23 protein-coding genes and 1 riboswitch are annotated in these 26,580 nt (G+C 55.6%); of the genes, 12 read left to right on the top strand and 11 right to left on the bottom strand.

Annotated elements, in window-relative coordinates:
* Positions 1-9: 9 nt before the first annotated feature.
* The 6 genes from cobO to cobU all read right to left on the bottom strand — a co-directional run bounded on the left by cobO (position 10) and on the right by cobU (position 8,004).
* The gene (gene cobO, locus DY252_RS00820) at positions 10-636 is read right to left on the bottom strand and encodes a cob(I)yrinic acid a,c-diamide adenosyltransferase (RefSeq protein WP_008888919.1); all 627 of its coding nucleotides are present in this window, start codon (positions 634-636) and stop codon (positions 10-12) included.
* Positions 637-689: 53 nt separating this feature from the next.
* Positions 690-1,511, bottom strand: coding sequence for an endo alpha-1,4 polygalactosaminidase (locus DY252_RS00825; RefSeq protein WP_231959653.1), 822 nt, complete (start codon positions 1,509-1,511; stop codon positions 690-692).
* A 126-nt stretch (positions 1,512-1,637) separates the two neighbouring features.
* Positions 1,638-2,339 carry a hypothetical protein gene (locus DY252_RS00830; protein ID WP_064788021.1) on the bottom strand — a complete coding sequence of 234 codons (702 nt, stop codon included), beginning with the start codon at positions 2,337-2,339 and terminating at the stop codon, positions 1,638-1,640.
* Between the two features lie 186 nt (positions 2,340-2,525).
* On the bottom strand, positions 2,526-6,290 hold the full coding sequence (gene cobN / locus DY252_RS00835; protein ID WP_064788020.1) for a cobaltochelatase subunit CobN: 3,765 nt from the start codon (positions 6,288-6,290) through the stop codon (positions 2,526-2,528).
* Positions 6,291-6,389: 99 nt separating this feature from the next.
* Positions 6,390-7,430, bottom strand: coding sequence for a cobalamin biosynthesis protein CobW (cobW, locus tag DY252_RS00840; RefSeq protein ID WP_064788019.1), 1,041 nt, complete (start codon positions 7,428-7,430; stop codon positions 6,390-6,392).
* Between the two features lie 34 nt (positions 7,431-7,464).
* On the bottom strand, positions 7,465-8,004 hold the full coding sequence (cobU, locus tag DY252_RS00845; protein ID WP_064788018.1) for a bifunctional adenosylcobinamide kinase/adenosylcobinamide-phosphate guanylyltransferase: 540 nt from the start codon (positions 8,002-8,004) through the stop codon (positions 7,465-7,467).
* A gap of 58 nt (positions 8,005-8,062) precedes the next feature.
* A riboswitch (cobalamin riboswitch) is annotated at positions 8,063-8,253 on the bottom strand.
* 286 nt (positions 8,254-8,539) lie between these two features.
* On the opposite strand from cobU, the gene DY252_RS00850 reads away from it, so the two are divergent.
* Entirely contained in the window at positions 8,540-9,178 is a 639-nt protein-coding gene (locus tag DY252_RS00850; RefSeq protein ID WP_064788017.1) for a hypothetical protein, read from the top strand.
* 11 nt (positions 9,179-9,189) lie between these two features.
* Here the strand turns inward: DY252_RS00850 and DY252_RS00855 are convergent, their stop codons facing one another.
* Together DY252_RS00855 and cobS are read right to left on the bottom strand one after the other, a co-directional pair.
* A complete protein-coding gene (locus DY252_RS00855; RefSeq protein ID WP_231959652.1) occupies positions 9,190-9,801 on the bottom strand; it encodes a histidine phosphatase family protein in 612 nt (203 codons plus the stop codon).
* Positions 9,802-9,831: 30 nt separating this feature from the next.
* Complete coding sequence (gene cobS / locus DY252_RS00860) at positions 9,832-10,644, bottom strand: adenosylcobinamide-GDP ribazoletransferase (protein WP_231959651.1); 813 nt, start codon at positions 10,642-10,644, stop codon at positions 9,832-9,834.
* A 209-nt stretch (positions 10,645-10,853) separates the two neighbouring features.
* On the opposite strand from cobS, the gene cobT reads away from it, so the two are divergent.
* Positions 10,854-11,888: a nicotinate-nucleotide--dimethylbenzimidazole phosphoribosyltransferase gene (gene cobT / locus DY252_RS00865; protein ID WP_064788016.1), complete on the top strand. Its 1,035-nt coding sequence runs from the start codon at positions 10,854-10,856 to the stop codon at positions 11,886-11,888.
* 48 nt (positions 11,889-11,936) lie between these two features.
* Here the strand turns inward: cobT and DY252_RS00870 are convergent, their stop codons facing one another.
* On the bottom strand, positions 11,937-13,166 hold the full coding sequence (locus tag DY252_RS00870) for an EAL domain-containing protein (protein WP_008888909.1): 1,230 nt from the start codon (positions 13,164-13,166) through the stop codon (positions 11,937-11,939).
* 233 nt (positions 13,167-13,399) lie between these two features.
* Here DY252_RS00870 and DY252_RS00875 point away from each other — a divergent pair, with 233 nt between their 5' ends.
* Genes DY252_RS00875 through rfaE1 form a run of 3 tightly spaced genes read left to right on the top strand, consistent with a single transcriptional unit; the run spans position 13,400 to position 16,498 of the window.
* Entirely contained in the window at positions 13,400-14,356 is a 957-nt protein-coding gene (locus DY252_RS00875; RefSeq protein WP_064788015.1) for a UDP-glucuronic acid decarboxylase family protein, read from the top strand.
* A gap of 31 nt (positions 14,357-14,387) precedes the next feature.
* Complete coding sequence (locus tag DY252_RS00880) at positions 14,388-14,972, top strand: D-sedoheptulose 7-phosphate isomerase (RefSeq protein WP_064788014.1); 585 nt, start codon at positions 14,388-14,390, stop codon at positions 14,970-14,972.
* A 53-nt stretch (positions 14,973-15,025) separates the two neighbouring features.
* Entirely contained in the window at positions 15,026-16,498 is a 1,473-nt protein-coding gene (gene rfaE1, locus DY252_RS00885) for a D-glycero-beta-D-manno-heptose-7-phosphate kinase (protein WP_064788013.1), read from the top strand.
* 15 nt (positions 16,499-16,513) lie between these two features.
* On the opposite strand, the gene DY252_RS00890 is transcribed toward rfaE1, so the two are convergent.
* Together DY252_RS00890 and cbiB are read right to left on the bottom strand one after the other, a co-directional pair.
* Positions 16,514-17,134 carry a nucleotidyltransferase family protein gene (locus tag DY252_RS00890; protein ID WP_064788012.1) on the bottom strand — a complete coding sequence of 207 codons (621 nt, stop codon included), beginning with the start codon at positions 17,132-17,134 and terminating at the stop codon, positions 16,514-16,516.
* Positions 17,131-18,186 (bottom strand): adenosylcobinamide-phosphate synthase CbiB, encoded by a 1,056-nt coding sequence (gene cbiB / locus DY252_RS00895; RefSeq protein WP_197482548.1) that lies wholly within the window; start codon positions 18,184-18,186, stop codon positions 17,131-17,133. The genes DY252_RS00890 and cbiB overlap by 4 nt, the downstream gene beginning before the upstream one ends.
* A 392-nt stretch (positions 18,187-18,578) precedes the next feature.
* Here cbiB and DY252_RS00900 point away from each other — a divergent pair, with 392 nt between their 5' ends.
* The 7 genes from DY252_RS00900 (at position 18,579) to DY252_RS00930 (ending at position 26,566) form a co-directional block, all read left to right on the top strand.
* Complete coding sequence (locus tag DY252_RS00900; protein WP_063086050.1) at positions 18,579-19,604, top strand: sirohydrochlorin chelatase; 1,026 nt, start codon at positions 18,579-18,581, stop codon at positions 19,602-19,604.
* A gap of 33 nt (positions 19,605-19,637) precedes the next feature.
* On the top strand, positions 19,638-20,321 hold the full coding sequence (locus tag DY252_RS00905) for a precorrin-8X methylmutase (protein WP_064788011.1): 684 nt from the start codon (positions 19,638-19,640) through the stop codon (positions 20,319-20,321).
* The gene (locus DY252_RS00910) at positions 20,318-21,571 is read left to right on the top strand and encodes a bifunctional cobalt-precorrin-7 (C(5))-methyltransferase/cobalt-precorrin-6B (C(15))-methyltransferase (RefSeq protein WP_064788010.1); all 1,254 of its coding nucleotides are present in this window, start codon (positions 20,318-20,320) and stop codon (positions 21,569-21,571) included. Before DY252_RS00905 ends, DY252_RS00910 begins: the two co-directional genes overlap by 4 nt.
* On the top strand, positions 21,568-22,305 hold the full coding sequence (gene cobI / locus DY252_RS00915) for a precorrin-2 C(20)-methyltransferase (RefSeq protein ID WP_064788009.1): 738 nt from the start codon (positions 21,568-21,570) through the stop codon (positions 22,303-22,305). Before DY252_RS00910 ends, cobI begins: the two co-directional genes overlap by 4 nt.
* Positions 22,302-24,230, top strand: a complete 1,929-nt coding sequence (cobJ, locus tag DY252_RS00920) for a precorrin-3B C(17)-methyltransferase (protein ID WP_318532849.1) — start codon at positions 22,302-22,304, stop codon at positions 24,228-24,230. Before cobI ends, cobJ begins: the two co-directional genes overlap by 4 nt.
* A complete protein-coding gene (gene cobM / locus DY252_RS00925; protein ID WP_064788007.1) occupies positions 24,227-24,988 on the top strand; it encodes a precorrin-4 C(11)-methyltransferase in 762 nt (253 codons plus the stop codon). The genes cobJ and cobM overlap by 4 nt, the downstream gene beginning before the upstream one ends.
* Positions 24,989-25,162: 174 nt before the next feature.
* Positions 25,163-26,566 (top strand): circularly permuted type 2 ATP-grasp protein, encoded by a 1,404-nt coding sequence (locus DY252_RS00930; RefSeq protein WP_064788006.1) that lies wholly within the window; start codon positions 25,163-25,165, stop codon positions 26,564-26,566.
* The last annotated feature ends 14 nt before the right edge of the window (positions 26,567-26,580 follow it).

Genomic DNA, 26,580 nt, shown 5'->3' on the forward strand with positions numbered 1-26,580 from the left:
CAAGCCTGATCAGAATTCAACGCCGATCTGTGCCTTGATGCCCTGTTCACGGAACGGGTGTTTGACCATGGTCATTTCCGTGACCAGATCGGCCGCCTCGATCAAGGTATCCGGGGCGTTACGCCCGGTCAGCACGATATGCTGATCAGGCAGTTTGTTGGCGAGTGCTTCAAGCACATCCTCAAGCGGCAGGAAATCATAGCGCAGAACGATATTGATCTCATCGAGGATCACCATCGAATAGCTTGGATCGCGCAGCATTTCCAATGCCTTGTTCCAGGCTTCACGCGCCAGGGCGACATCCTGTGCCCGGTTCTGGGTTTCCCAAGTAAAGCCCGCCCCCATGGCGTGAAACTCACAAAGATCGGGGAATTTTTTAAGAAGCTTTGCCTCGCCAGTTTCCCAGCCCCCCTTGATGAACTGGACAACGCCGACTTTCATATCATGACCGACACAGCGCATCGCCATGCCAAAGGCCGAGGAAGACTTGCCCTTGCCCTTGCCGGTATGGACAATGATCAGGCCCTTTTTGTCGATTTTCTGGGCCATCATCTTGTCGCGCGCGGCCTTGATTTTCTTCATTTTTTCATCATGGCGCGCATTGATATCGACGTCTGGCTGGCTTTTGTCGGTCATTGTTTCTTCCCTTTGAGATGTCGGCCCAGAATGCGGCGAAAGTCCTACCGGGATCAAGGGCAGTTTTGCGGCGTTTGATCAAGATCCAGATTGGCGATCACGCCTTGAAATCCGTGGGCAAGCGCCGCCGGGCAAAAAGCCGCCAGATCGGCACCTTCGTCAAGATACTCGACGGCAAAAACAGGCTTTCCTTGGGCTACATAGGGATCAAAATCCTCCATGAAGCCAAGCCGATGGGCCGATTCCAGCAGGGCAAAATCCATCTGATCGACAAGATCGGGTACAAGGTCAGCAACATTTTTCTGCCCGATGGCAAGACCGCGCATGTGGGCCTCAGTGATCAGCCAATTCACATAGCGCAGCTGATCGGCGCGCGTGATGTCAAAACCGGTTGGCTTACTGCTTTGATCGGCTTCATAGGCATCAATGTTATCAGGCTCAATCGCCAGAAATCCCTTGTCACGGCAAAGATCAAGACGGGCCGTAATCATATTGGCAAAAAGCTCGAACCGGCTGATATCAAGCCAGTTTTCGCCATCCCAGCCCCAATAGGGCGCGCCGATTACATCTTGCGGAAAAGCCTTCGCGTCATCCCGCCAATCTTCGACAGCCCCGACATTGATATAGCAAATCGGATACTGCCCGGCAGCGCGCCAAGCCGCGACCTGATCGGCGGACACATCAAAAAGATCGACCCCGACAATGCGGATGGCGTCATCGACATCAAGTATGCCTTGAAGCTGCCAGTGAAACGGACCGTTTGGGACGGATGCCCATTCTTTTTTGGTATCCGCCTGCGCGGTTTGCCCATGCGATAGCAGGCCGAGGAGGATGCCGGTCCACAGACAAAAGGATTTCGAAATCAAGTTCTTCACGCGATGCATCTTGCTTCCCTGACGTTGGGTGCCGAGTTTGCCCGCGCACGCAAACCAAGACAATCCTGCAAACAAAAAGCGCGGTCCCTATGACCGCGCTTTCATCTAATCTTGGTTGGCCTAACTTTACCAATTGGCGCTTTGGCCTGTTGTCAGGCCAAGGTCACTGGTCACCAGATCCGCCCATTTATCGGGCTCGCGCATGTCGATATTGCGCAGTTCGGGTCGACGCATCCGGGCCTTGTTGAACAATTGCAAGCGATCCCCGGGCGACATACGGCGCAAGCGGTCCAAGGCCTTGCGCACGGCTTCGTTGCGCGCGCCGACCGGGCTTTGGAAGCTTTTCTCAACCACCTCAAGGCGTTTTTCCAGCCAATCGCGGCTGATCGCGACCTGTTCAATCAGGGTTTTGAATTCACGCACCACCGGGAAGTGATCCAGACGAAGATGGGCAACCGCAATTGCCGTCCGCCAAACCTGACGTTCGACCCCTTGCAGGTAGCGCCAGTAAATCTTCACCTTGGCATTGATTTCAAACTTGGTTTGGTCCGGACCCGGAAGGTGATGGGCAAGCTCTGTCATGCCGGCATGGAATTCATCAAACGTTACCGGCCGATGCACGCCGTTGAAACGTTCACGGACATCCAGAACTGCGCGAATGGCACCGCGTGCCGGGCGATAGCGCCCGTTGCCGTGCAAATCTGCACGCAACCAGTCTGGCATGTCGAAATCAGAAAGCAGGGAGTTGACGATATCTGCATGCCTGTCATGGGCAGGCATTGGAGTTTGCAGATAATCTGGCAAACGAACGTTGGTCTTGATATCCATCGCGGCCTCCGATCTGTTCAATCAACCTGCTTCCCATGCAGGCGATCCGATAGGGGTGCCCCGTCCCTCACAACTTATTAACAGTTGGTTAATTGAGATATGGTGCGAAAACGTAACGTTTCAACTGCCCGGTTTGTTCCGACGGTAAAATTCCCGTGATTCCAATAACAAGCAACAGTTGACGCATTACACTCCCAGATCGACGGAAACACTGTTGCGACGCGGCTGCCACAGGCCGCGCTCGATCGCTTCGCGTAGGCGGTCCTTGATGTCCTGAAACGCATCGGGATTGTGATCGGCGATAAAATCGCGTACCTCGGCATCGCCGAGATAGGCATCATAGACCAGATCAAAGTGATGATCGGCAACGCAGCGCGCGGTGGCGGCGAAGGCAAACAGATAATCAACTGTTGCCGCCATCTCGAACGCGCCCTTGTAGCCATGGCGCATCACGCCCTTGATCCATTTGGGGTTCACGACGCGCGCCCGCACGACACGGGCGATTTCCTCTTCCAGGGTGCGGATTTTCGGACTTTCCGGGCGGGAATGGTCGCTGTGATAAACTGTGGGCTGTTTGCCCAACAGACTGCGCACAGCAGATGTCATTCCACCTTCGAACTGATAATAATCATCAGAATCCAGCAAATCATGTTCGCGGTTATCCTGGTTATGGACAATCGCATCAACCTTGGCGAGGCGGGTTTCAAACAGATCACGTGCCGCCGTGCCCTCGGCGCCATTGCCATAAGCATAACTGCCCCAGGCAAGGTAGGCATCGGCAAGATCGTCTTCATCTTCCCAGAGTTTTTCGTCAATCATTGCCTGCAAACCGGCCCCATAGGCCCCCGGTTTGGAGCCAAACACCCGGAAGCCAGCCTGCCGGGCCGCCTGATCCGCGTCCATTCCTTTGGCGCGGAGTTTTTCGGTTTCCGCCCTTATCCGCACGGCAATCGGATTGAGGTCATCTGGCTCATCGGTTTGCTCGGCCACCGCGCGTACCGCACTGTCAAACAGATCAATCAGACCAGGAAAGGCATCGCGGAAGAAACCCGAAATACGCAGGGTGACATCAACACGCGGTCGGCCCAGCACAGATGCCGGCATAACCTCAAAGCCGGTCACCCGGCGTGATGCACTATCCCAGGTCGGGCGCACACCCATCAGGGCCAACGCCTGTGCGATATCATCTCCGCCGGTGCGCATGTTGCTGGTTCCCCAGACAGACAAACCAAGGGCGCTTGGCCATTCGCCGTGATCCTGCACGTGGCGTTCCAGCAGCAACTCGGCCGACTTCCACCCCAACTGCCAGGCCGCCGGGGTCGGCACGGTACGGGTATCGACCGAATAGAAATTGCGCCCAGTTGGCAACACATCCGGGCGGCCACGGGTCGGGGCACCGGACGGGCCAGGTTCGACGAACTTACCAGCAAGACCACGCAGAAGGCCCTCGATCTCGGCCAGACCGCAGCCAACAACGGCCGGACGAATAGTCGTTTCGATATCAGAAATAACTTCACAAACGGCCGACCACGCCGGATCGGCCTTCACCGTTCCGTTGACCAGATCACGTGCCAAAAGCTCGATCCGTTCCACGGTATCGCCGGTGGTGCGCCATGGCCCAATGTCTTCGCCGTAATAATGCGCGAGAATATCGGGCTTTGTCCCCGACCAGAATTCGGCAAAGGCACAATCAAGCGGATCAAACGCCGGATCATCAAGGATATCCTTGGCAATCGCGCGATGCAGGGATGCCTTGGGCCCACTGTTCGACCCACGCGGCAAGCGTGCCAGTGCGACCAGAAGATCAGTCAGGAGGTCACCCTCAGGCGCCTTGCCGTAAATATGCAGACCATCACGGATCTGAAGTTCCTTAAGCTCGCACAGATAGTTATCAAGCTTGGCCAGCGCGCTTTCTTCGTCCTCGCCGGCCTCAATGCCGCAATCACGGTCAAGACCGATACGGATCGCCAGTTCCAGGATGTCTCGTTTCAGGATCACAAGGCGGCGCGGGTCAACCGCAGCCGCATCGTAATATTCATCGACCAGCGCTTCGAGATCCTTAAGCGGGCCATAGCTTTCCGCCCGCGTCAAAGGTGGGGTTAGATGATCAAGGATCACCGCCTGTGCCCGGCGCTTGGCCTGTGTGCCTTCGCCCGGATCATTGACGATGAAGGGATAGAAATGTGGGGTCGGACCAAAAACGGCCTCCGGGAAGCAATCCTCGGACAGGGCCAGTGACTTGCCCGGCAGCCATTCCATATTGCCATGCTTGCCAAAATGAATGGCGGCATCGACGCCAAACACATGCCGCAGCCAGATATAGAACGCAAAATAGTTGTGCGGCGGCACCAGATCGGGCGAGTGATAGCTTTCAAGCGGATCAATGTTATAGCCACGCGCAGGCTGCAGACCGACCACCACATTGCCCATCGGCAGGATCGACAGGGCAAAGGCATCCCGATCCGGCAGATAAAACGGATCATTCTTTGGATCGCCCCAGGCCTCAAACACCTGATCGCGGATGGTTTTTGGCAGGGCATCAAATGCAGACTGATAATCTTCGCGTTTCAGGGTTACGCGGATCTCACGGTCGGCAAGCGATTTGAAATCGTTGGTCGGTCCGGCCTTGATCGCACCAATCAGGGCATCGCCATCAAAAGGCAGATCATTGATCGCATATCCCTCGTCCTGCATGGCGCGCAGCGTCTCGACCATGCCTGCCGGGGTATCCAGCCCGACCCCATTCCCAAGACGTGCATCCTTGTTGGGATAGTTCGCCATCACCATCGCCACCTTGCGCGATGACACATCGGATTTGCGCAGCCGCACCCAATTGGCGGCGAGTTCGGCGGTAAAGGCGACGCGATCACGTACCGGGATGTATTTCACCAGATCAATCTGGGTCAGGTCATCCTTGCCTGCCGATCCCTTGAAAGACACCGCGCGCGCAAGGATACGGCCGTCGACCTCTGGCAGGGCAACATTCATCGCAATATCGCGTGCGGCCAAGCCATTGACACCTTCGCGCCAGGCTTCCTCGCCCCCACCAGAAAGCACCACCTGAAACACCGGCGCATCCACCGCATCAAACGGACCGTTTTTTCGTTCTGAACCCGGAACAGATATCGCAAAGCCGGTGGTATTGAGGATCAAATCTGCACTGGTTTCGGCCAGCCAGTCCTCGACCAAGGCGGCTGCCACCGGATCCTTGAGGCTGGCAACAAAAACCGGCAATGGATTCAGACCATTGGCACAAAGTTCCTCAACCAGCGCGTCAATAACATCGAGGTTGGCGGCCTGTACCAGTGAACGATAGAAGACAATCGGCGTAACCGGTTGATTTTCAATCCAGTTAACCCGGATTTCATCAAGGCTTGCCTGCGCCTTGCCGGGCCAATAGCCCCCGGCCTTGACCAGCGGGGCCGCCGGTGACCAGTTCCAATTCACGTTTGAATTTAACTTTTCGTATGTAAGACGAAGTAAATTCTCGGAATTTTGCGGTCCGCCCTCGATCAAGTAGCGCCAGATGTTCTGATATTCGCGCCCCTTAACGGTCGAGAGCGTCAAAAGCTCTGCATCGGGTTGATCATCACCGGGCAACAGAACCAAAGGAATGTCCTTGGCACGTGCAAGCGCAACCAGTTGTTCGATGCCATAATCCCAATAACCGCGCCCGCCCAGAATGCGCACGATGATGAATTTGGCATCGGAAAGTACATCGTCGATATAAAGATCGACCGACATGTTGTGGCCAAGCTGCAGCAAACTTGCCAGACGTAAGGAAGGTGTCGCGTCGCCAAATGCATCGACCAGCCGCGCTTGCGCCCCGGCAAGACAGGCCAGCTCAGACTCGGCCGCAGACAGGATCACCACATCGCCGGGTTGTTGTCCAAGGTCGACGGCCTCACTGCCATCCGTGACCATTCCGGGCTGGGCTGCCAATAGATGCATCGCGGGATCCGTATCCTTGTGAGTTTGGTCTTTAAACAGGCTGAAACCGGATGATTTTTAGCATCCGGTTTCAGGTGAGCTTGGTCAGATTAACTTGGATCAGGCGGCCTTGATGGCGGCCTCGATCGCAGCGCGATCCAGACCATGCAGGCCAATCACCACCAGTTCCGACCGGCGGGTTTCACCATCGGCCCACGGACGGTCGAAATAGCGCTGAAAACGTTCACCAACCCCCTGAACCACATGGCGCATCGGTTTACCCGGCACATCCAGGAACCCCTTGATGCGCAGCACATCGAACTGACGCACGACATCAATCAGGCGCTTTTCAAGGTTGGCCGGATCACTGATCGCATCAAGCGAAACGACAAAACTGTCGAAATCATCATGGTCATGTTCGTGACCATCGTCATGATGGCTTGGACGACTATCAAGGTCATCCTCGGCTGCTGCCCCCAGACCAAGCAGGATGGCATTTTCAACCCGGGAATGTTCGGTCGCGATAATCTTGACCGACGGCTTTTTCAGCTCTGTGCGGATATCGGCTTCGACCTTGCTGCGTTCAGCATCGGTCAGAAGATCCGTCTTGTTCAGAACAACCATGTCGGCACAGTGAAGTTGTTCTTCGAACAGTTCTTCAAGCGGGCTTTCATGATCAAGGTTGTCATCTGCCTCGCGCTGCGCCTGTACCGCATGATGATCATGGGCAAACAGACCATCACGAAGCGCTGCGCCATCAAGGACAGCCACCACACCATCGACGGTTACGCGCGAACGGACTTCCGGCCAGCTAAACGCCTTCACCAAAGGTTTTGGCAGGGCAAGACCAGATGTTTCGATTACGATATGATCAGGCGGTGTATCACGATCAATCAGCCCCTGGATGGTAGGCAGGAAGTCATCAGCCACGGTGCAGCAGATACAACCATTGGCCAGCTCAACAACATCATCCTCTTCGCAGCCTTCGATGCCACAGCCATTGATAATGCCGCGATCAACACCCAGATCGCCGAATTCATTGATGATCAGCGCAATGCGTTTGCCATTGGCATTTTCCAGCATGTTGCGGATCATGGTTGTTTTGCCGGCGCCCAGAAAACCGGTAATGACGGTTGCCGGGATTTTGCCCAATTGTGCCATTTCTGAAATCCTTAAAATTCAATTCTTTATGTTACTATTTGACCTGCATCGGAATGCCGGCCACCACAAGGGTGACTTTGTCTGCAATCTCGGCAATGCGTTGATGCAGGCGTCCGGCGTGATCGCGAAAGGCCCGCGCCATCGCATTTTCCGGCACGATGCCAAAGCCAACCTCGTTTGAGACAAGCAGCACCGGCACATCAAGGGTCGGCACCAGATCGCAAAGAGCTGCGATCTCGGCATCAATGTCGCGGTCTTCAAGCATCAGGTTGGTCAGCCACAAGGTCAGACAATCAACCAGAACCGGCTTGCCACCTGTGACATTACAGGTCTGCAGCGCCGAACAAAGCTCGACCGGTTCCTCGAGTGTCTGCCAAAGATCGCCGCGTGATTGTTTGTGAATATCTATGCGGTTGGCCATTTCGTCATCCCAGGCACGCCCGGTTGCGATATATGTGCCACCGCCCGCCTGATTGATGATGTTTTCGGCAAACCGGCTTTTGCCGGATCGCGCCCCACCAAGGATCAGATGCGTGCCGCCAGAGGGGCCGTCAGGGGGTAAAGTCTGGGTCATCCCGTTTCTTCCTCGCCATGGCCTCCCACCGAGGCCCGATTGCGTCGTCACCACCTAAAGAATAGTGACACCTTCGGCAGGTTTCCTGGCTGCAGGCATGAAAGCGATCCGCCTTCCCGGTTTCCCGGTGGCTGGTCTGGCGCGTTGGCACCGACCCGGATCTCCCAACCCGATACAGTTGCGGGGGCAGCATCGGCCTTGCACCGATTTCCCATCACCGAACGATGCGCCGAACCTAGCAGGTTTGCCAAAAATGCCAAAGGTCATTCTCGGCACTTAACCCTTCCTTACCACCCCACCCTAATCGGAAGGTCAGTATTTGTAAGAATTGTCTGCTTGAGAGGTCATACCATTTCAGCCAACATCAAACCGTTGTGCTGGAACTAGAGACGGAACAATCCGCAATCTGGCGAAAACCCGGGATATAGACACATCACCCGGCTGGCTGCAGGAAATACTGCACCGAAACTCTTGGGGTAATCTGGATTTTTCACGACCAATGGCAATACGTTCTCACCTATCCAAAATCCGACAGATGAACGCGCCAACCTGGACCACATCGTCTCGCAAGGACATGTGGCTGGGATTGCTGGACCGTCTGAACAGTCCTGATCGGTCATTTCAGGATTTTCTTGAACAGCACGCAACCGATGGCGAGATCACTCTGGCACGCCGCGATGTGCGTGACATCTTTGCCGAAGATGCCTCAAAGGGTGTAATCGCAACCATCATCTGGTCCCATGAACGCGGCATTCGCGTCAATGCGCTGTCCTTGCTTGTGCGCGATATGCCGACCCTGGTTACCCTGATGTCGATCTCGGATTTCGGACAGGACGAGTTGAACGAGCTGCTTTCCCAGCCGGGCATTTCTGTTCCGACTGCCAGCAAGATGTTGTCGGCCTGCGGCAAAACTTATTGCGGGATGCCGGCTGCCATCATTGATGACACCATCATCCAGGTAATTGAAAACGCATCCTTTGCCGGTGATTTCCCGAATGTTGCCAAACTGCGCAGTAAATCACGCAGCCGTCCGGTGCCCTATTATCAGGCCTATCTGCGCGATGTTTTCGACATCTGCGAAAAACATGATCTGAACCCGGATATGGTTGACCGCTATCTGGCAGAACATGCCCTTGATGACATGGCATCAGATATCGAACTGGCATCCGCCTGAGGACAGCCGCCTTAGAAGCGCTGATTAACCCCGTTTACGCGCCAGCCCGGCTCTTCGACCCCGTCAATATATTCAAGCGTGGTCAAACCCAGCGTATCAACATGAAATGCCAGTGCTGTTTCAAGGGATAAGCCCAACGCATTCGCCAGAAGGGCGCGCACGGTACCGCCATGCACGATCGCCACAATGTCCTTACCGGCCCAATCGCTGTTTAATTGATCAAAGACCGGCCCGACACGGGCAACCACATCGGCAAAGCTTTCACCCTTTGGGGGGTGTTGGCGGGCAAAGTCGGTCCAGAAACGTGTTGTTTCCCCCTTGGGCAAATCGTTCCAGTTCTGCAATTCCCAATCACCGAAATGCTGTTCGGCAAAGCCGCTTTCAGCCTGCGGCGCTACGTCTTTATCCATGAAGGCCTGAAGACCGCGCGCTGTATCATGCGTGCGGGACAGATGGCTGGTCACCCAGACGGCATCACGTGGAAGTTGCCCCGCAAGGGCCGCAAGGGCCTTTTGATCGGAAAGGTCGGCGGGCATGTCACTTTGGCCATAGACGAGCCGTTTCGGATTTTGGACGGGCGCGTGACGCACCAGCCACCAGCGGGTTATTTTCAAACTGCTCACGGCATTCCTTCTTGTTGCTGTGCTGATTGATCAAAGGGCGGCAATAAACGCGATACCGACAAACAGTTCAGTCACGATCTGGGTTGCCCCCAGGACATCCCCTGTCTGGCCACCGATCTGCCATTTTGCGACCGCCGCAACAATACCCACCGCCAAAAGCCCGCCCATGAGAATGGCCATCGTCGCAAATAGACCCGATAAGACGAGCGACAGGATCAAAGCAAGGCCAACAGCCAAACCGACCATCATCACGTTTGGCGTTCCGGCCCCCTTGCCCAAACCATCGGCGCGCGCCGGGGGCAGGATATGCATGACCACTGGCATTGCCGCCCGTGATGTTATTGCCATCACCAGAAACAGGACCGCAGCCTGCCCGGCATCGCCCGCCGCAGAAAGCAAAATCAGACGCAGGCCGAAACACAGGATCAGAGCAACAACGCCATATGTACCGATATGGCTGTCGCGCATGATTTCAAGTTTGCGCGCACGCTCAAACCCGCCGCCAAACCCGTCGGCACAATCTGCGATGCCATCTTCATGCATTGATCCGGTCAATAAAACCATGCCTGCCAAGGCGACAATCGCAAAAATCAGGATGTTGGCTGTCAGGGAATAGACCAGCATCGCCGGCAGCATGGCAAAACCAGCCAGCAGCAGACCAACCAACGGCCAAGACCAGACCGATCTTGCAATCACCTCAGCGCGGAAGTCCTCGATACCCTTGACCGGAACGCGGCTAAGTAACGCCAAGGCGCGCCAGAAATCGGAAATAGGCGAAACCTCGACGGGGGCATCTGTCGCTGTGTCCGGGCTGGGTTTGTCAAATGAATCCGAGCTTTGCATATTTGTTTCGTTTTGGTTATGATCTTTGGATAGCATAAATTTCCGATTTTCAAACTGGCAATCTGTTGCGCCCGGGCATAGTGTCAGGGCCTAGTTTGGCCCGACTTCCTGAACCGCCTTGCACAATTGGTTTCCGAGCCTAATCCTTACCATCCCGGAAGCCAAGCGGAACACTAGTTAGGCACCTTTGTCGCCAGCCGGAGACCAAAATGTTCAACCCGAAACATCCGCCCCAAAATCTTGAGGAAATTCGCGCTCTTCTGGCCGAACTTCCCGAAGTCGATCAGGAAGCGCAGGCCGCCGTGGCCCAGCGCGAACCGACATTGACCAAGCCTGCCGGATCGCTTGGACGGCTTGAGGATTTCAGCCTTTGGCTGGCAGGTTGGCAAGCAACATCACGCCCGCGCATGTCGCGCCCGCGCGTTACAGTCTTTGCCGGCAGTCACGGTGTCGTTGCGCAGGGCGTTTCAGCCTTCCCGGCCAGCGTGAACCAGCAGATGGTGGAAAACTTCATCAATGGCGGGGCTGCGATCAACCAGATTTGCAAGTCTGTCGATGCGGAACTGCGCGTCATGGAAGTCGCCCTTGAAATCCCGACCAACGACTTTTCCCACGAACCGGCGATGGATGACGAAGGCTGTGCCGAGGCGATGGCCTTTGGCATGAGCGCAATTGAAAAGGGGCTGGATCTTTTTGTGCCTGGCGAAATGGGTATTGGCAACACCACATCGGCGGCGGCAATTTCCCATGCACTTTATGGCGGGAATGCTGCGGACTGGACCGGCCGGGGAACCGGGATTGATGATACAACCCTTGAGCGCAAGACGCGCGTCGTAGGTGACGCCATCATCCTGCATAAAAACCAGATGCATGACGGATTGGATGTTCTGCGATGTGTGGGTGGACGCGAAATTGCTGCTATGGCCGGTGCCATCATTGCAGCGCGCTTTGCACGGGTTCCGATATTGCTTGATGGTTATGTATCTTGTGCGGCGGCCGCTGTTCTGGCTGCGATGCGCGCAGATGCACTTGATCATTGTCTGATCGGGCATGTATCGGCAGAACCGGGACATGCCCGACTGATTGAGAAACTTGGCAAGGAAGCACTGATCAATTTCGGCATGCGCCTTGGCGAAGGATCGGGTGCGGCACTTGCCATCCCGCTTTTGCGCGCGGCAGCAGAATGCCACACCGGCATGGCAACCTTTGAAAAAGCCGGGATTGATGGCAAGGAAAAGGTCTGATCCTCAGCTTTACACGAGAGAACACCCAATAGCGCCAGTAACCTGGCGCTATTTTTTTGTCCGTTCGTTCATCAGATGCTCAACATGGCGACCCTGGAACATGGTGATATTGATCGAATGACCAAACTTGATGGCGCGTTCGTCATCACAACGGCACAAAATAACGCGGGTATCGCCGGACTCTGCCACAGCGGCGCGCATGGCTTCGCGATGCTCTTCATCCATGTTTTCCATTTCCGGATCCCACAGCATCTTGATCATATCAACGCCAAGCTTGTTACGGTTGATATAGGGCAGGGACAGATAACTGATGCCATCAATGCAGATGCGATAGCCGCGATCACGACAGAAATCACGCGCGAAGAAGAACGCACCCAGATCAGCAAAAATATCGATTTTCTGAAGCTCAAGCACGATCGTCCCGCGCTGCCCGGCCTTGACGTTACTATCGAACGTCAAGAAGTCCGGTGACAACAGTGTCGAGACGTTCAAATTGATGCTTACTGACCCAGTCACTGATGCGTCATTTGATCGGGTCAGAAGCGACAGCATGCGCCGATCCAGAATTTCGGTCAGATGCTGAAACAGCCAACGGTTCGAGAGAACATTGACATCTGGCAGCAACGTGTCCTGCAAATCCTTGATCGAGATGAACAACTCGTGGAAAACCGGCGTCGGGTTCGCATCACCCACCACCGCACAAATGGCCTGTCGACGCATCAGGTTGGACAGATCCGCACGCCGAAGCGATTCATCGATGCGCCCCAAGATCTTCGGGGTCAGCGGCGCGCGATCATCGCTGAGCTCCGGATGATCATTGTGTCGCTCGGCTGCCTTGCTGACGATTTTGGGTCGATTGGCGTTGGCGCGGACCAGCAACTGTGTCAGATGCAGGAATTCTTTATATTGCTGTCCGACATCGAAATAGTCGGTAAAGGTCGCGGGCGCGCCGCTTTCATCCTTGCCATCACTGATCAGCGGATCGTCATTGAACAGGAATTTCAGCCGGAAAATGACGGCATTCACCTCGTCCATCTCTGCGGCATCAAAGATGAAAATCAGATCTTGGTTGGACAGGGTAAAAATACGCCCGGTGACTTCCGGTACGATTTCTTCAAACGCCGTAATCGCCGTACGGATGTGATGGTCACGCCGGTTAAACGGCAGCAATTTGGAAAAATGCACATGAATAGCACCAACGCCATCCTTGCGCCGCTCAAGGCGTCGCACATAGTCAACGAGGAAGGCTTCGGGCGATGGAAGTGAACTATCAGACATAAATGCAATGACCAGAGAATTGTTTCGACGGAATCACAGCCGCTAATCTGCCCGAACCACGATAACGCCGGTGCATTAACAGGTTATGTATTTAGCATTCATGCATATTGAAACCAAACCCGAATATTGGGGAATTTCAGACACGTCCAAGAAAAGATAAGTCGTAGCTTTCCGCCAACCAAGCTGCTAGTTTCAGCCCGTTTTGATATCAGAGTAGTAAGGTCAGAGACGATATGTGGCGACGCAAGCGCGTTTTGGTAACCGGTGGCGCAGGTTTTCTTGGTTCTCATTTGTGCGAACGCCTGCTTGAAGAAGGCAATGACGTTCTGTGCGTCGACAATTTCTTCACCGGCACCAAGGACAACATTGTCCATCTTCTCGATAAACCGCATTTCGAGCTGATGCGCCACGATGTGACCTTCCCGCTCTATCTTGAAGTCGACGAGATTTACAACCTTGCGTGCCCGGCTTCGCCGATCCATTACCAGCACGATCCGGTCCAGACGACCAAAACCAGTGTGCATGGTGCGATCAACATGCTGGGTCTCGCCAAGCGCGTTGGCGCCAAGATTTTCCAGGCCTCGACCAGCGAGGTTTATGGCGATCCTGAAGTCCATCCGCAGACCGAAGATTACCGCGGCAATGTCAATCCGATCGGCCCGCGCGCCTGTTATGACGAAGGCAAGCGCTGTGCTGAAACATTGTTCTTTGATTACCACCGCCAGCACGGTCTGGATATCAAGGTCGCCCGGATCTTTAACACCTATGGCCCGCGCATGCATCCGCAGGACGGCCGTGTGGTATCGAACTTCATCATCCAGGCGCTGCATGGCGAAGACATCACCATTTATGGCGACGGCCGGCAAACCCGATCCTTCTGCTTCTACACTGACCTGATCGAGGGCTTTGTCCGCCTGATGGCAACCGACAAAACGGTTACCGGGCCGATGAACCTTGGCAACCCTTATGAGATCACTATTCGTGAATTGGCAGAGCGCGTCATTGAGATGACCGGCGCCAAATCAAAGCTGATCTTCAAAGACCTTCCGGCCGATGACCCGCTGCAGCGCAAGCCCGACATTACCTTTGCGCGAAACACACTTGATGGCTGGGAACCGACTGTAAGCCTTGAAGATGGCCTCGGCTCGACAATTGAGTATTTCCGCAATCTGATTGCGAAACACGGCTAATACGACGACTTCTTTTGGATTTGGACGCGTGATGGATATCAAAGCCTTTTTCGATGCCGAGTTTGACGAGCATCTTGATCTGGTCAACAAGACCCGTGAAGCCACCCGCGATGCCTTTATCGAACTGGTCGAGATTTGCACCGACGCCCTAAATGACGGCAACAAGCTGCTGTTTTTCGGCAATGGCGGGTCGGCCGCGGACGCGCAGCATATCGCAACCGAATTCACGGTTCGCTATATCAATGACCGTCGCGCGCTTCCGGCGATTGCGCTGACCACCGACAGCTCGGCCTTGACCGCGATCGGTAACGATTTTGGGTTTGATCACCTGTTTTCGCGCCAGATTGAGGCGCTTGGCAATCCGGATGACGTTGCGATCGGCATCTCAACATCCGGCAACAGCAAGAACGTCAATCTTGGTCTGGCCAAGGCCAAGGAAATGGGCCTGATTGCGACCGGCTGGACTGGCAAGACCGGTGGTGACATGGTTGATCTGTGTGATCCGCTGATGATCGTTCCCAGCAACACCACAGCCCGCATCCAGGAGATGCATATCCAGATTGGCCAGATGCTGGTCGGTGCGCTTGAAAATACGCTTGGCCTGACGAAAAAATAACCGGCGGGCTGAAAAGCCGCCTGAATACTCAGACAGAACAAAGAATTGCGACCATGACCGATCTTAGCCATTTGGCCCGACAGGTTGAACAACTGACCGATGCCAAAGTCCTTTGCATTGGCGATGTCATGCTTGACCGGTTTGTTTATGGCTCGGTCACCCGCATCTCGCCCGAGGCGCCTATCCCCGTCATCCGGGTTGAGCGCGAAAGTGCGATGCTGGGCGGGGCGGGTAACGTCACGCGCAATGCCACAGCCCTTGGCGCAGCAGTTCAGTTCCTGTCGCTGGTTGGCGATGATCTACCCGGTCGCGAAGTCATGGAATATGTCGCCAATGACAAGGGTGTTGAGCCCTATATCCAGACTGAACGCAACCGCCCGACGACGATCAAAACCCGCTATATCGCGGGCGGACAGCAATTGTTGCGTTCTGACAACGAAACCACCAGCGCCATTGCGCCCGCATCGATTAGCAACCTTTCGACGCTGGCAAGTCAACTTGCATCGGATGTTGCAGCGATCATTCTGTCTGACTATGGCAAGGGTGTCTTGCATGCCAATGTCGTTGCAGCCGCGATCAAGGCCGCACGTGCCGCCGGAAAACCTGTGATCGTCGATCCGAAAGGCAATGATTACAGCATCTATCGGGGCGCCACGGTGGTGACGCCGAACCGCGCGGAGGCCGAAGCGGCAACCGGGATTGCCATCAACAGCGACGACGATGCCATCGCTGCTGCGAGCAAGATCATCACCGAATGCGGTATCGAGAATGTCCTGCTTACCCGCAGTCAGGATGGCATGACCCTTGTCACCAAGGATGGCGAGGCTTTGCACCTGCCGACCGAAGCCCGCGAAGTCTTTGATGTTTCAGGGGCAGGTGACACGGTTGTCGCCTGCCTTGCATCGGCGGTTGCGGCGGGTTCAAGCCTTTCCGATGCAGCCCGTATTGCCAATGTTGCGGCCGGGATCGTGGTTGGCAAGATCGGCACCGCAGTTGTTTATCCGGACGAGCTGATTTCCACCCTGCATCATCATGATCTGATGATCGGGGAAGCCAAACTGATGCCGCTTGATCGTATGGTAGATCGCGCAGAACGCTGGCGGCGCAAGGGATACACGGTCGGCTTTACCAATGGCTGCTTTGATCTGTTGCATCCCGGTCACCTCAGCCTGCTGAAACAGGCGCGCGCAAATTGCGACCGGCTGATTGTCGGGCTGAATTCCGATGCATCGGTCAAACGCCTTAAGGGCGAAGCCCGCCCGGTCCAGTCCGAAGCCGCACGTGCGGCCGTGCTTGGATCGCTTGAAACCGTCAGTGGCGTGGTGATTTTTGGTGAAGACACACCGATTGAACTGATCAAGGCGATCAAGCCGGACATTCTGGTCAAGGGTGCGGATTACACCATCGACAAAGTCGTCGGGGCCGAGATTGTTCATGGCTATGGCGGCAAGGTTGTTCTGGCCAATCTTGAGGATGGATTCTCCACCACATCGACCATCGCCCGGATGAACAAGGGCAACGACTAAGCGTCTGAATTAAACCTAACGTTCTTCCTCCGGCCAAGGTATTACGACCAGATCCGGCCATGTTCTTTGCCACCGCGCAACCTTGGCCTCGTACACCTTTTTGACGGGCAAAACCGTGTTCGGGATCACCCGACCTTCCATGACCGCAGCAAGGCCAAACGGCGCATAAATGCGGTAGGCATCTATTCCGTCCTTGTCCGCATCCTTGCGCAGGCCAATGGCAGTTGTCTGATAGGCAAAGCGATCAATACCGTCACTGGCAGCAGCCACAGCACCATAGGGCACCCCGAATTTTTCCGGATACCAGATCGGCACCCGCGCCTGATTGCGAATTTCGATTGAAGCCGGGATATCCGCAAACACTTCAGCGCCTTGGGCGATCACGCGATCTTCGGCCTGCCATGACGTATCGGGATCAAAATAAAATAGGTCATAGTCGGAAATATCGGCATCCGGGACGCGATTGGCCTTGATGTTCCAGATGGTTTGGGCAAGACATCCGGCGGTTAGCCACCAGTCTTTAATCCCGAAGACTGAAAACCGATCGAGAATGATTTGGCTGGTCCGGTTTTGCAGGATGCCTTCAAGGAACTCGCAGCCCAAAGGAATTTCATTGACGCGTTGCCCGGTACTCATAACCCGACCCAAAAAACTTTAAGAACAATTGGCCACGCCGCATTGATAAGGCATGAGGTCGTAAAAAGCCTAAGCGCACGGTCAATATCAACAGCGGTCAGATCGGAACGACCGTTGCCAATATAAGGATCATCGACCATTTCGCTGCCATATTGGCGCGGCCCGGCAAGGGCGATTTCAAGCGCCCCGGCGAAGGCTGCTTCCTGCCAACCGGCATTGGGCGATTTGTGTTTTTTTGCATCTGACAGCATGGTCTGCCAGGCAGCCGTGCCACTTGTTTTCTTACCGATCAGGGCGGCAAGGCAAATCACGCCACCGGCAATCCGCGCAGGGATAAAGTTCGCCACATCATCAAGCCGCGCGGCGAACCTGCCGAAATAAAGATAGCGTTCGTTGCGATGACCAATCATAGAATCAAGGGTGTTGATCGCCTTGTAGGCGCAAATGCCAATCGGCCCACCGACCACATACCAAAACAGCGGGGCGACCACGCCATCCGAGAAGTTTTCAGCACAGCTTTCAATGGCTGCCCGGCTGATGCCTGCTTCATCGAGCGTGTCGGGGTTGCGCCCGACGATCATCGAAACCGCCTTGCGGCCACCAGCGATACCATCTTTCTTAAGCGCGTTCGAGACGGCTTTGACATGTTGATAAAGGCCTTTTTGGGCAATCAGGACCGCCACCAAAAGGACTTCGGGCGCTCTGAAAACGTCGCCAAGTGATGAGACAAACTGCACCACACCACCAAAAGCCGCGGCGACTGCAATCACCACCAGACTGGTCACAGCACCGCGCAAAAGTCGGTCCGGGTTACTGCGATCTGTGCGGTTCAGGCGCTTTTCGAACCACGCAATCAGATTGCCAATCCAGACCACCGGGTGCCCGATCCGGCTAAACAGCCACGGGAAGTCACCAAACACCGCATCCAGCAGCAGTGCCAGCACCAGCATTGAAAAAAGCGGCCCGAAAAACGCAGGTTCCGGGATCAGAAAATCGGTGAATGTCGGTTCCATCGCGGCAATGTGCGCGGTGATCGCCAACCCGTCAATCATAATGACATGGTGAATACGCAAACCAAATTAGTGCTGCGAAATTTGCCATCTGGTTTTGGGTTTGATAAAGAAATTTCATACGAATTTTTATTTTATCATAAATTATGTTGGTCAATCCTGTTTGCCCCGCAGTGCGTAATGCAGAACACCGCAACCTGATCACCCGCCAGAACCGAAGGACTGAGCCCGCCCACAACATATTCGATACCGGACCATAACCGGCCCACAATAAGTAGTATTTTCATCACCCAAGCCCCTTATGCCCCATCTTGGCGTAGCTGCCGCTTGCATTCCGCAAGCCAATCGGTGAAAACGGGGGTGGCATCGGGTACCGCATGGCAAAAATGTCATGTGAAGAACACCATCAAAGAGAGACAAAGGAGCAGCCTTTTATGTCCCCCAAAGGCGCAGTAATGATTTGCGGTCATGGTTCGCGCGACGAACGCGCGGTTTCACAGTTCAACGCCATGGTTGAAGCTATGAAACAGACCCATCTGGCCGACTACGATGTCGAAAGCGGCTTTCTCGAATTTGCCCACCCGATCCTGCGTGATGGTTTTGAAAAGCTCAAAGCCATGGGCCACAAGAAAATCTATGCCCTTCCCGGTATGCTGTTTGCCGCCGGTCACGTCAAAAACGACCTGCCGAGCGAAGTAAACAATTTCGCCCACGAAAATCCCGATATCGAAGTGCTTTTCGGCCGCGATCTTGCCATTGATCCCAAGCTTCTGATGGCAGCAAAGGAACGCATCGAAGAAGCCCTTGAAGGTGCCGATGACAGCGTAGATCGCAAAGACACCCTGTTGATGGTGGTCGGGCGCGGGACCAATGACCCGGACGCCAATTCCAATGTCTATAAGGTTGCCCGTATGCTTCAGGAAGGCATGGGTTTTGGCCGTACCGAAATCAGCTATTCCGGTGTTGCCCATCCGCGCGTCAATGCGGGCCTGCGCGAAGCGATGAAACTGGGATACAAGCGCGTTGTCGTCTTCCCGTATTTCCTGTTTGCCGGCATTCTGATTGACCGCATTTATAGCCATACTGACGAAGTCGCCGCTGAATTTGGTGATGTTGAATTCATCAAGGCAGGCTACCTCAAGGACCACCCGATGGTTCTTGAAAGCTTTGCCGAACGTCTGACCGAGATTGATACCGGCGACAACAATATGAACTGCCAGCTTTGCAAGTACCGCGAGCAGATCATTGGTTATGAAGGCGATGTCGGAACCCCGCAGGTCGGTCACCATCACCATGTGATGGGCATTGGCACCGATGGACACAGCCATGATCATGGCCATCACCACCATCACGGCCACGGGCATCACCACGATCACGGTCATAGCCATGGCCACAGCCATGATCACGGGCACAGCCATTCCCATGATCACGACGACGCTAAGAAATCGACCGGTTCCTGACCGGTCGATACCTGTCCCCTGAAAGGCGCGGCAATGTTTGACTATCTGCGTGACCCGCAGGAAATCTATGCCAAAAGCTTTGCCACCATCGAGGCCGAGGCGAACCTTGCGCGCTTTTCAGACGCTGAGCGACCAGTTGCCATTCGCATCATTCACGCCTGCGGCATGGTCGAAATGGCCGATCAGATCGCCTTTGGCGGTGATGTGGTGAATGCTGCCACAGCGGCATTAAGTCGCGGAAAACCGATCCTGTGTGATGCGGAAATGGTGCGTCATGGCATCATTTCCCGGCTTCTGCCCAGTCAGAACCCGGTTCTTTGCACGCTCAATAATGGCAATACGCACGACCTTGCCGCCCAAATGGAAACCACGCGATCAGCCGCCGCAGTTGAAGCCTGGGCCGATCATATCGAAGGCGCAATAATTGCCATCGGCAATGCGCCAACCGCGCTTTTTCATTTGCTTGAAGCGATCCATGATGGGCGATTGAATAAGCCAGCGGCGATCATCGGTATGCCAGTCGGCTTTGTCGGGGCGGCTGAAAGCAAGGATGCGCTGATCGAACATGCCAATGGTATTCCGTTTGTCACGCTGCGCGGTCGATTTGGCGGCAGTGCGGTATCAGCCGCCACGATCAATGCCTTGGCGCGTCTGGCGCGCGATGACGAAACGACACCTGATGGAACCTTTGACCACAAATCCGGGGGTGCATCATGAACGAACAGGCACCGATCAAGGGACGGATCACGGTTATTGGCATCGGTGAAGATGGCTATAACGGCCTTTCACCAATGGCGCGCAACATCCTTGAAAATGCCAGCATCATTTTTGGCGGCACACGCCATATCGCCATGTTACCCGGTTCCAACAGGGCAACCCAGAACAAATGGATCACACCGTTTGAAGCCAACCTGCCGCTGATCGAAGATTGCCTTGATCAGAACCCGGTCGTGCTGGCCAGCGGCGATCCGATGTATTTTGGCGTTGGCAACACGCTGATTAAATATTTCGGACCCGAACCAATATACGCGGTCCCGGCGCCATCAAGTATTTCCCTGGCCACCTCCAGGCTTGGCTGGCCACTAGCCGAGTGTGATGTGATTACGCTGCATGGCCGTGATCCGGAAACGCTGCGCGCCCATTTGCGTCCGCACGGCAAACTGATCGCACTCAGTGCAGACGGCTCCACCCCGGCCCTTGTCGCCGTCATGCTATGTGAAGCCGGTTTTGATCAAAGCCGCATGTCGGTTTGTGAACGGCTTGGCGGGCCGGAAGAACGCATTACCACGCAAACCGCGCGCACCTGGCAATCAACGGCAACCTCGATGCCCGATGTCAAATCGGTCGACCCGCTTAATCTGATCATGATTGATCTTGAAGCCGGACCAAACGCCAAACCGCTGCCCAAGGGGCCAGGCCTGCCCGATGATGCCTTTATCCATGATGGCATGATCACAAAATCGGAAATCCGCGCACAAACGCTGGCGTCACTCGCGCCGTTTGACGGCGGTGTTTTGTGGGATCTGGGGGCCGGGTGCGGGTCGATTTCGATTGAATGGAAACGCATGGGCGGGCTGGCTGTTGCGATTGAACGCGACGCCGAACGCTGCGCGATGATCAAGAAGAATGCCATTCGCCTTGGCGTTCCGACCCTTGCGATTGAACAGAAATCCATTGAAGAGGCACTGAGTTTTGCCGATCGCCTGCCCAAACCCGATGCGATTTTCATCGGCGGGGGCATTACGATTGATGGGTTGCTTGAAAACTGCTGGGATCTGTTGCCGCTGCACGGGCGGCTGGTTGCCAATACGGTAACGCTTGAAGGCGAAGAAAAATTATTACGGTTTTACAATAAAAATGGTGGCAGCTTGTCGCGCCTGTCGATTTCACGACTGGTGCCGCGCGGCTGTTTCAAGGGCTGGAGCAACCTTGCCCCGGTCACCCATTACCTCGGAGTAAAAGCATGAGCAGTGCGGAAAATCCCGCAACGCCCCTTCCGGAGGTCGGAACGGCCTATGGGCTTGGCATAGGGCCGGGCGAGCCTGATCTGATCACGCTTAAGGCCTATAACATCCTGCAAAAGGCCGACGTGATCGCCTATCCAGCCCTTGAAGATGGTGTTAGCCTGGCGCGTCAGATCGTTGATCCGCACATCCCCGAAGGCCGGATCGAAATTGCCATTCGCATTGAAATGGGCAAACCGGCCGATCCGGTTTATGACGCCGCCGCGATTGAAATCGGCAAGCATCTGGCGGATGGCAAAACCGTTGCCGTTCTGTGCGAAGGTGACCCGTTCTTTTATGGCAGCTTCATGTACCTGTTTGGCCGTCTGGCCGAGACCGGGTACCCGGTAAAAACCGTGCCCGGTGTCAGCTCCATGATGGCCTGTGCCGCCCAGCTTGGCGCGCCATTGGCCGCCAAGAACGATGTGTTGCAAGTCATCCCGGGCCCGCTTGATGCCGATCGTTTGCGTGAACAGCTGGCCAAAACCGATGCCGCGGCCATCATCAAGCTGGGCCGACATTTTGCCAAGGTTCGTGGTGTGATCAACGAACTCGGCCTGACCGATCGGGCGCGCTATATCGAACGTGCCACGCTTGAAACCCAAAAAATGGTGCCACTTGGTGAATTGCCGAGCGATGCCAAGGCACCGTATTTTTCCATGATCCTGATCCACCGTCGCGGAGACGCATGGCGATGACCGCCCAGAACATCCAGAATAACATGGTATTGCCAACCGACCCGATTGCCCCGATAGCGGTGATCTGCCTGACCCAGCGCGCCCTTCCGACCGCGCGCAAAATTGCATCCAGTCTGCAGGGCGCATCGGTACATGGCCTACGCACGCGCGTTTCGGTCAAGGATGTTGATGTCGCCTTTGACGATACCATTGCGCATCTGCAACAAACCTTTTCATCCGATCATGTCATCATTGGCGTCTGCGCGTCAGGCATTCTGATCCGCGCACTTGCACCGTTGCTGAGCGGTAAGTGGCAGGACGCCGCCGTGCTTGCCGTTGATGAAGCCGGTGATAATTTCATTCCGCTTCTGGGTGGACATCATGGTGGCAACCGGCTGGCGCGCGATCTGGCTGATCGCCTTGGGGGGAATGCCGCGATCACCACGCCGGGCGACGCCATGCTCGGCCTTGCCCTTGATGAGCCGCCAGCCGGTTGGACCCTTGGCACACCTGACACCGTCAAACCCGCCACTGCGGCCCTTTTGGCAGGCGCCTCTGCGCGGATTGAGATTGAGGCAGGCTCGGCTGCGTGGTTGACCAACAGCGCGATTGCCCAGTCCGAGGATGGCAGCATCCTGATCACGGCAACCGCCCGCGAGGGTGCCAATGAAGACGCGATCAGCGATGGGGCCGAAACCGCGATTACCTATCACCCGCCGGTTCTGGCATTGGGTGTCGGCTGTGAGCGCGGCTGCCCGGTGGATGATCTGTATGATCTTGTAATGGAAACACTGGCCGGGCAGTGCCTGAGCCCCAAGGCCATTGCCTGCGTGAGTTCGATTGATCTCAAGGCCGACGAGGCCGCCGTCCACGAACTGGCGCGACGCCTTGGCGTTCCGGCCCGGTTCTTTGATGCCCAAACCCTTGAGGCCGAGGCAGACCGTCTGGTGACGCCATCAGACGTCGTGTTTGCCGAAACCGGCTGCCATGGTGTTGCCGAGGGTGCAGCACTGGCGACGGTCGGTCCGAACGGCAAGCTGATTGTGCCCAAACACAAGACCAAGAAATCCACCTGTGCGGTTGCCCTGTCACAGGATGACATCATTCCCGAGAATGTCGGCACCGCGCAGGGCAGGCTTTCGATTGTTGGCATCGGTCCGGGTCAGATCGGCTGGCGCAGCCCCGAAGCCACCGCCCTGATTGGCCGCGCAACTGATATTGTCGGCTATCAGATGTATCTTGATCTGCTGGGGCCGCTGATTGATGGCAAGGATTGCCACCATTCCGACCTTGGCGCCGAAGAAGCCCGCGCGCGCCATGCACTGGAACTTGCCGCCACCGGCAAGGACGTTGCCCTGATCGGGTCGGGGGATGCGGGAATTTATGCGCTGGCAACACTGGTGTTTGAGCTGTTGGATCGTGAAGATCGCGCAGACTGGAACCGGGTTGCGGTTCAGGTATCACCGGGTATTTCCGCCCTTCAGGCGGCGGCATCACGGATTGGTGCGCCGCTGGGTCATGATTTCTGTGCGATTTCGCTTTCTGACCTTCTGACACCGCGTGAAGACATCCTGCGCCGCCTGAAATCAGCGGCCGAAGGGGATTTTGTGATTGCGTTCTATAACCCGGTATCGAAGCGCCGCCGGGATCTTTTGGCGAAAGCGCGTGATATCCTGCTTGAACATCGCCAAGCAGATACGCCGGTGGTTCTTGGCCGTCAGCTTGGCCGCCCGGACGAGGAGATCACGGTCGTTCCGCTTTCGAAACTGGAAGTCGACATGGTCGATATGCTGACGACTGTTCTGGTCGGATCAAGCAACAGCCGCCATATCACACGCGGCGAGAACGAATGGGTCTATACCCCGCGCGGCTATGCCAAAAAAGGCCCGGATGCCGCCAGGGCCCCGGTTACAAGCAGCACGTCAAACAACAAGGCAGAAGAATGACTGTTCATTTTATCGGTGCCGGTCCCGGTGCCCCCGATCTGATCACCGTGCGTGGCTTGCGCCTGATCGAAAAATGCCCGGTCTGTCTGTATGCCGGATCACTGGTGCCCGAAGAAATCGTCACCGCCGCGCCCGATGGTGCGCGTGTGGTAGATACCGCACCGATGAACCTTGATGAAATCATCGCCGAAATCGAGGACGCCCACGCCAAGGGTCAGGATGTGGCAAGGGTTCATTCTGGTGATCCGTCAATTTATGGCGCGATTGCCGAACAGATCCGTCGTCTGGATGATCTTGGTATTCCCTATGACATTACACCGGGTGTTTCGGCCTATGCCGCGACCGCTGCTGAAATCGGCGCGGAACTGACCTTGCCCGATATTTCCCAGACCGTGATCCTGACCCGAACCGCCATGCGGTCATCATCCATGCCTGATGGTGAAAGCCTTAAGGAACTTGGCAAATCGCGGGCGACTTTGGCGGTGCATCTGTCGATCAACAATCTGGCCAATGTGGTGCGTGATTTGACACCGCATTACGGTGAAGACTGCCCGGTTGTGATTGCCTATCGGGCCACATGGCCTGACCAGAAATACATTTTTGGCACCCTTGGCGATATCCGGGCCAAGGTCAAAGGCAGTGGTATCACGCGGACCGCCCTGATCATGGTTGGCGAGGTTTTCGGGCGGAAGGATTTTACCGACTCTAGACTTTATGCCGCCGATCACACGCATGTCCTGCGTCCGGCGAAAGCCTGATCAGACCGGGCGGGCATCAAGTCCGCCCGTTTTTTGGACAATCGCCGTCATCAGAGAGTTTATTTTTTCAGCAGAACAACAGTTTGCTGAAAAATCTGTCATTTCAACCGTGAACATCCTTGACCGTCCCGTGCGTGGCACCCTTTAATCAAAGGTTCATAAAGGGGAGAATGCATGTTCAACGAGATGAGTGTTGACGACCAAATTCGCGAACCTTATCGCGCCTTGGTTGATTGGATGGAAGCAAGCGGCCCCGAGGTCCTCGAACAAAAGCGCCTTGAAGCCGAAACCCTGTTCCGCAAGATCGGCATTACCTTTGCCGTTTATGGCGAGGGCGGCGATCCCGAACGGCTTATTCCCTTTGATCTGATCCCCCGCATTTTTACATCCGGCGAATGGCGCAAGCTTGATCGTGGTGTCAAACAGCGGGCGCGGGCGCTAAATGCGTTTCTGTACGATGTTTACCATAATGCCGAAATCATCAAGGCCGGCATCATCCCCGCAGATCTGGTGTTTCGCAACGACGCGTTTGAACCAGCCGTAATTGGCATTGACCCGCCACGCAACGTGTACAGCCACATTGTCGGCGTTGATATCGTGCGCACCGGCCCCGAAGATTTTTATGTTCTTGAGGATAACTGCCGCACGCCATCGGGCGTATCCTATATGCTTGAGAACCGTGAAATCATGATGCGCATGTTCCCCGATCTATTCAAAAGCCTGCGGATCGAGCCGGTCGAAAGCTATCCGGACATGTTGCTGAAAACGCTTAAAAGCATCGCACCGCGCAAATGTGACCGCGAACCCAACATCGTCGTTTTGACCCCGGGTGCAATGAACAGTGCCTATTATGAACATTCGTTCCTTGCCGATCAGATGGGTGTCGAACTGGTCGAAGGGCAGGACCTGTTTGTCCATGAAGACCGGGTCTATATGCGTACCACGCGCGGCCCGGCACGGGTCGATGTGATTTACCGCCGCATTGATGACGCCTATATCGATCCACTGTGCTTCCGACCGGACTCGGTTCTGGGCATTCCGGGGCTTATGAATGTCTACCGGTCCGGCGGGGTTGCGATCTGTTCGGCACCCGGTGCCGGTGTTGCCGATGACAAGGCGGTTTATACCTTTGTGCCCGATATGATCCGCTTCTATCTGGGGCAGGAACCGATCCTGAATAACGTGCCGACCTGGAAATGCGGCAAGCCTGATGATCTCAAATACGTGCTTGAGCACCTTGGCGAACTGGTGGTGAAGGAAGTCCACGGATCAGGTGGCTATGGCATGCTGGTCGGCCCGGCATCGACCAAGGAAGAACAGGCGGCCTACGCCAAACGGATCGACGCCGATCCCGGTGACTTCATCGCCCAGCCGACCTTGGCACTTTCGGCCTGCCCGACCTTTGTTGAAAGCGGTGTTGCCCCGCGCCATGTCGATTTCCGACCGTTCTGCCTTGTTGGCGACGATGTGCGCCTGACACCGGGCGGACTGACCCGGGTCGCCATGCGCGAAGGGTCGCTTGTCGTGAACTCGTCGCAGGGCGGCGGGGTCAAGGACACTTGGATCATGAGCGATTAAAGGGAAAGGGTTGA

This window comes from Thalassospira indica, from assembly GCF_003403095.1.
GTDB classification, from domain to species: domain Bacteria; phylum Pseudomonadota; class Alphaproteobacteria; order Rhodospirillales; family Thalassospiraceae; genus Thalassospira; species Thalassospira indica.

What these genes read in the sequence shown, in the direction of transcription:
- cobN (WP_064788020.1), bottom strand. Translation starts at nt 6,290, where the DNA reads ATGCATCTATTGGCAGCCCAGCCCGGAATGGTCACGGATGGCAGTGAG.
- cobS (WP_231959651.1), bottom strand. Translation starts at nt 10,644, where the DNA reads ATGCAAAGCTCGGATTCATTTGACAAACCCAGCCCGGACACAGCGACA.
- cobI (WP_064788009.1), top strand. Translation starts at nt 21,568, where the DNA reads ATGAGCAGTGCGGAAAATCCCGCAACGCCCCTTCCGGAGGTCGGAACG.
- DY252_RS00930 (WP_064788006.1), top strand. Translation starts at nt 25,163, where the DNA reads ATGTTCAACGAGATGAGTGTTGACGACCAAATTCGCGAACCTTATCGC.
- rfaE1 (WP_064788013.1), top strand. Translation starts at nt 15,026, where the DNA reads ATGACCGATCTTAGCCATTTGGCCCGACAGGTTGAACAACTGACCGAT.
- DY252_RS00830 (WP_064788021.1), bottom strand. Translation starts at nt 2,339, where the DNA reads ATGGATATCAAGACCAACGTTCGTTTGCCAGATTATCTGCAAACTCCA.
- DY252_RS00880 (WP_064788014.1), top strand. Translation starts at nt 14,388, where the DNA reads ATGGATATCAAAGCCTTTTTCGATGCCGAGTTTGACGAGCATCTTGAT.
- DY252_RS00870 (WP_008888909.1), bottom strand. Translation starts at nt 13,166, where the DNA reads ATGTCTGATAGTTCACTTCCATCGCCCGAAGCCTTCCTCGTTGACTAT.
- DY252_RS00905 (WP_064788011.1), top strand. Translation starts at nt 19,638, where the DNA reads ATGTTTGACTATCTGCGTGACCCGCAGGAAATCTATGCCAAAAGCTTT.
- cobU (WP_064788018.1), bottom strand. Translation starts at nt 8,004, where the DNA reads ATGACCCAGACTTTACCCCCTGACGGCCCCTCTGGCGGCACGCATCTG.
- cobT (WP_064788016.1), top strand. Translation starts at nt 10,854, where the DNA reads ATGTTCAACCCGAAACATCCGCCCCAAAATCTTGAGGAAATTCGCGCT.
- cobJ (WP_318532849.1), top strand. Translation starts at nt 22,302, where the DNA reads ATGACCGCCCAGAACATCCAGAATAACATGGTATTGCCAACCGACCCG.
- DY252_RS00875 (WP_064788015.1), top strand. Translation starts at nt 13,400, where the DNA reads ATGTGGCGACGCAAGCGCGTTTTGGTAACCGGTGGCGCAGGTTTTCTT.
- DY252_RS00850 (WP_064788017.1), top strand. Translation starts at nt 8,540, where the DNA reads ATGAACGCGCCAACCTGGACCACATCGTCTCGCAAGGACATGTGGCTG.
- cbiB (WP_197482548.1), bottom strand. Translation starts at nt 18,186, where the DNA reads ATGATTGACGGGTTGGCGATCACCGCGCACATTGCCGCGATGGAACCG.
- DY252_RS00900 (WP_063086050.1), top strand. Translation starts at nt 18,579, where the DNA reads ATGTCCCCCAAAGGCGCAGTAATGATTTGCGGTCATGGTTCGCGCGAC.
- cobM (WP_064788007.1), top strand. Translation starts at nt 24,227, where the DNA reads ATGACTGTTCATTTTATCGGTGCCGGTCCCGGTGCCCCCGATCTGATC.
- DY252_RS00910 (WP_064788010.1), top strand. Translation starts at nt 20,318, where the DNA reads ATGAACGAACAGGCACCGATCAAGGGACGGATCACGGTTATTGGCATC.
- DY252_RS00890 (WP_064788012.1), bottom strand. Translation starts at nt 17,134, where the DNA reads ATGAGTACCGGGCAACGCGTCAATGAAATTCCTTTGGGCTGCGAGTTC.
- cobO (WP_008888919.1), bottom strand. Translation starts at nt 636, where the DNA reads ATGACCGACAAAAGCCAGCCAGACGTCGATATCAATGCGCGCCATGAT.
- cobW (WP_064788019.1), bottom strand. Translation starts at nt 7,430, where the DNA reads ATGGCACAATTGGGCAAAATCCCGGCAACCGTCATTACCGGTTTTCTG.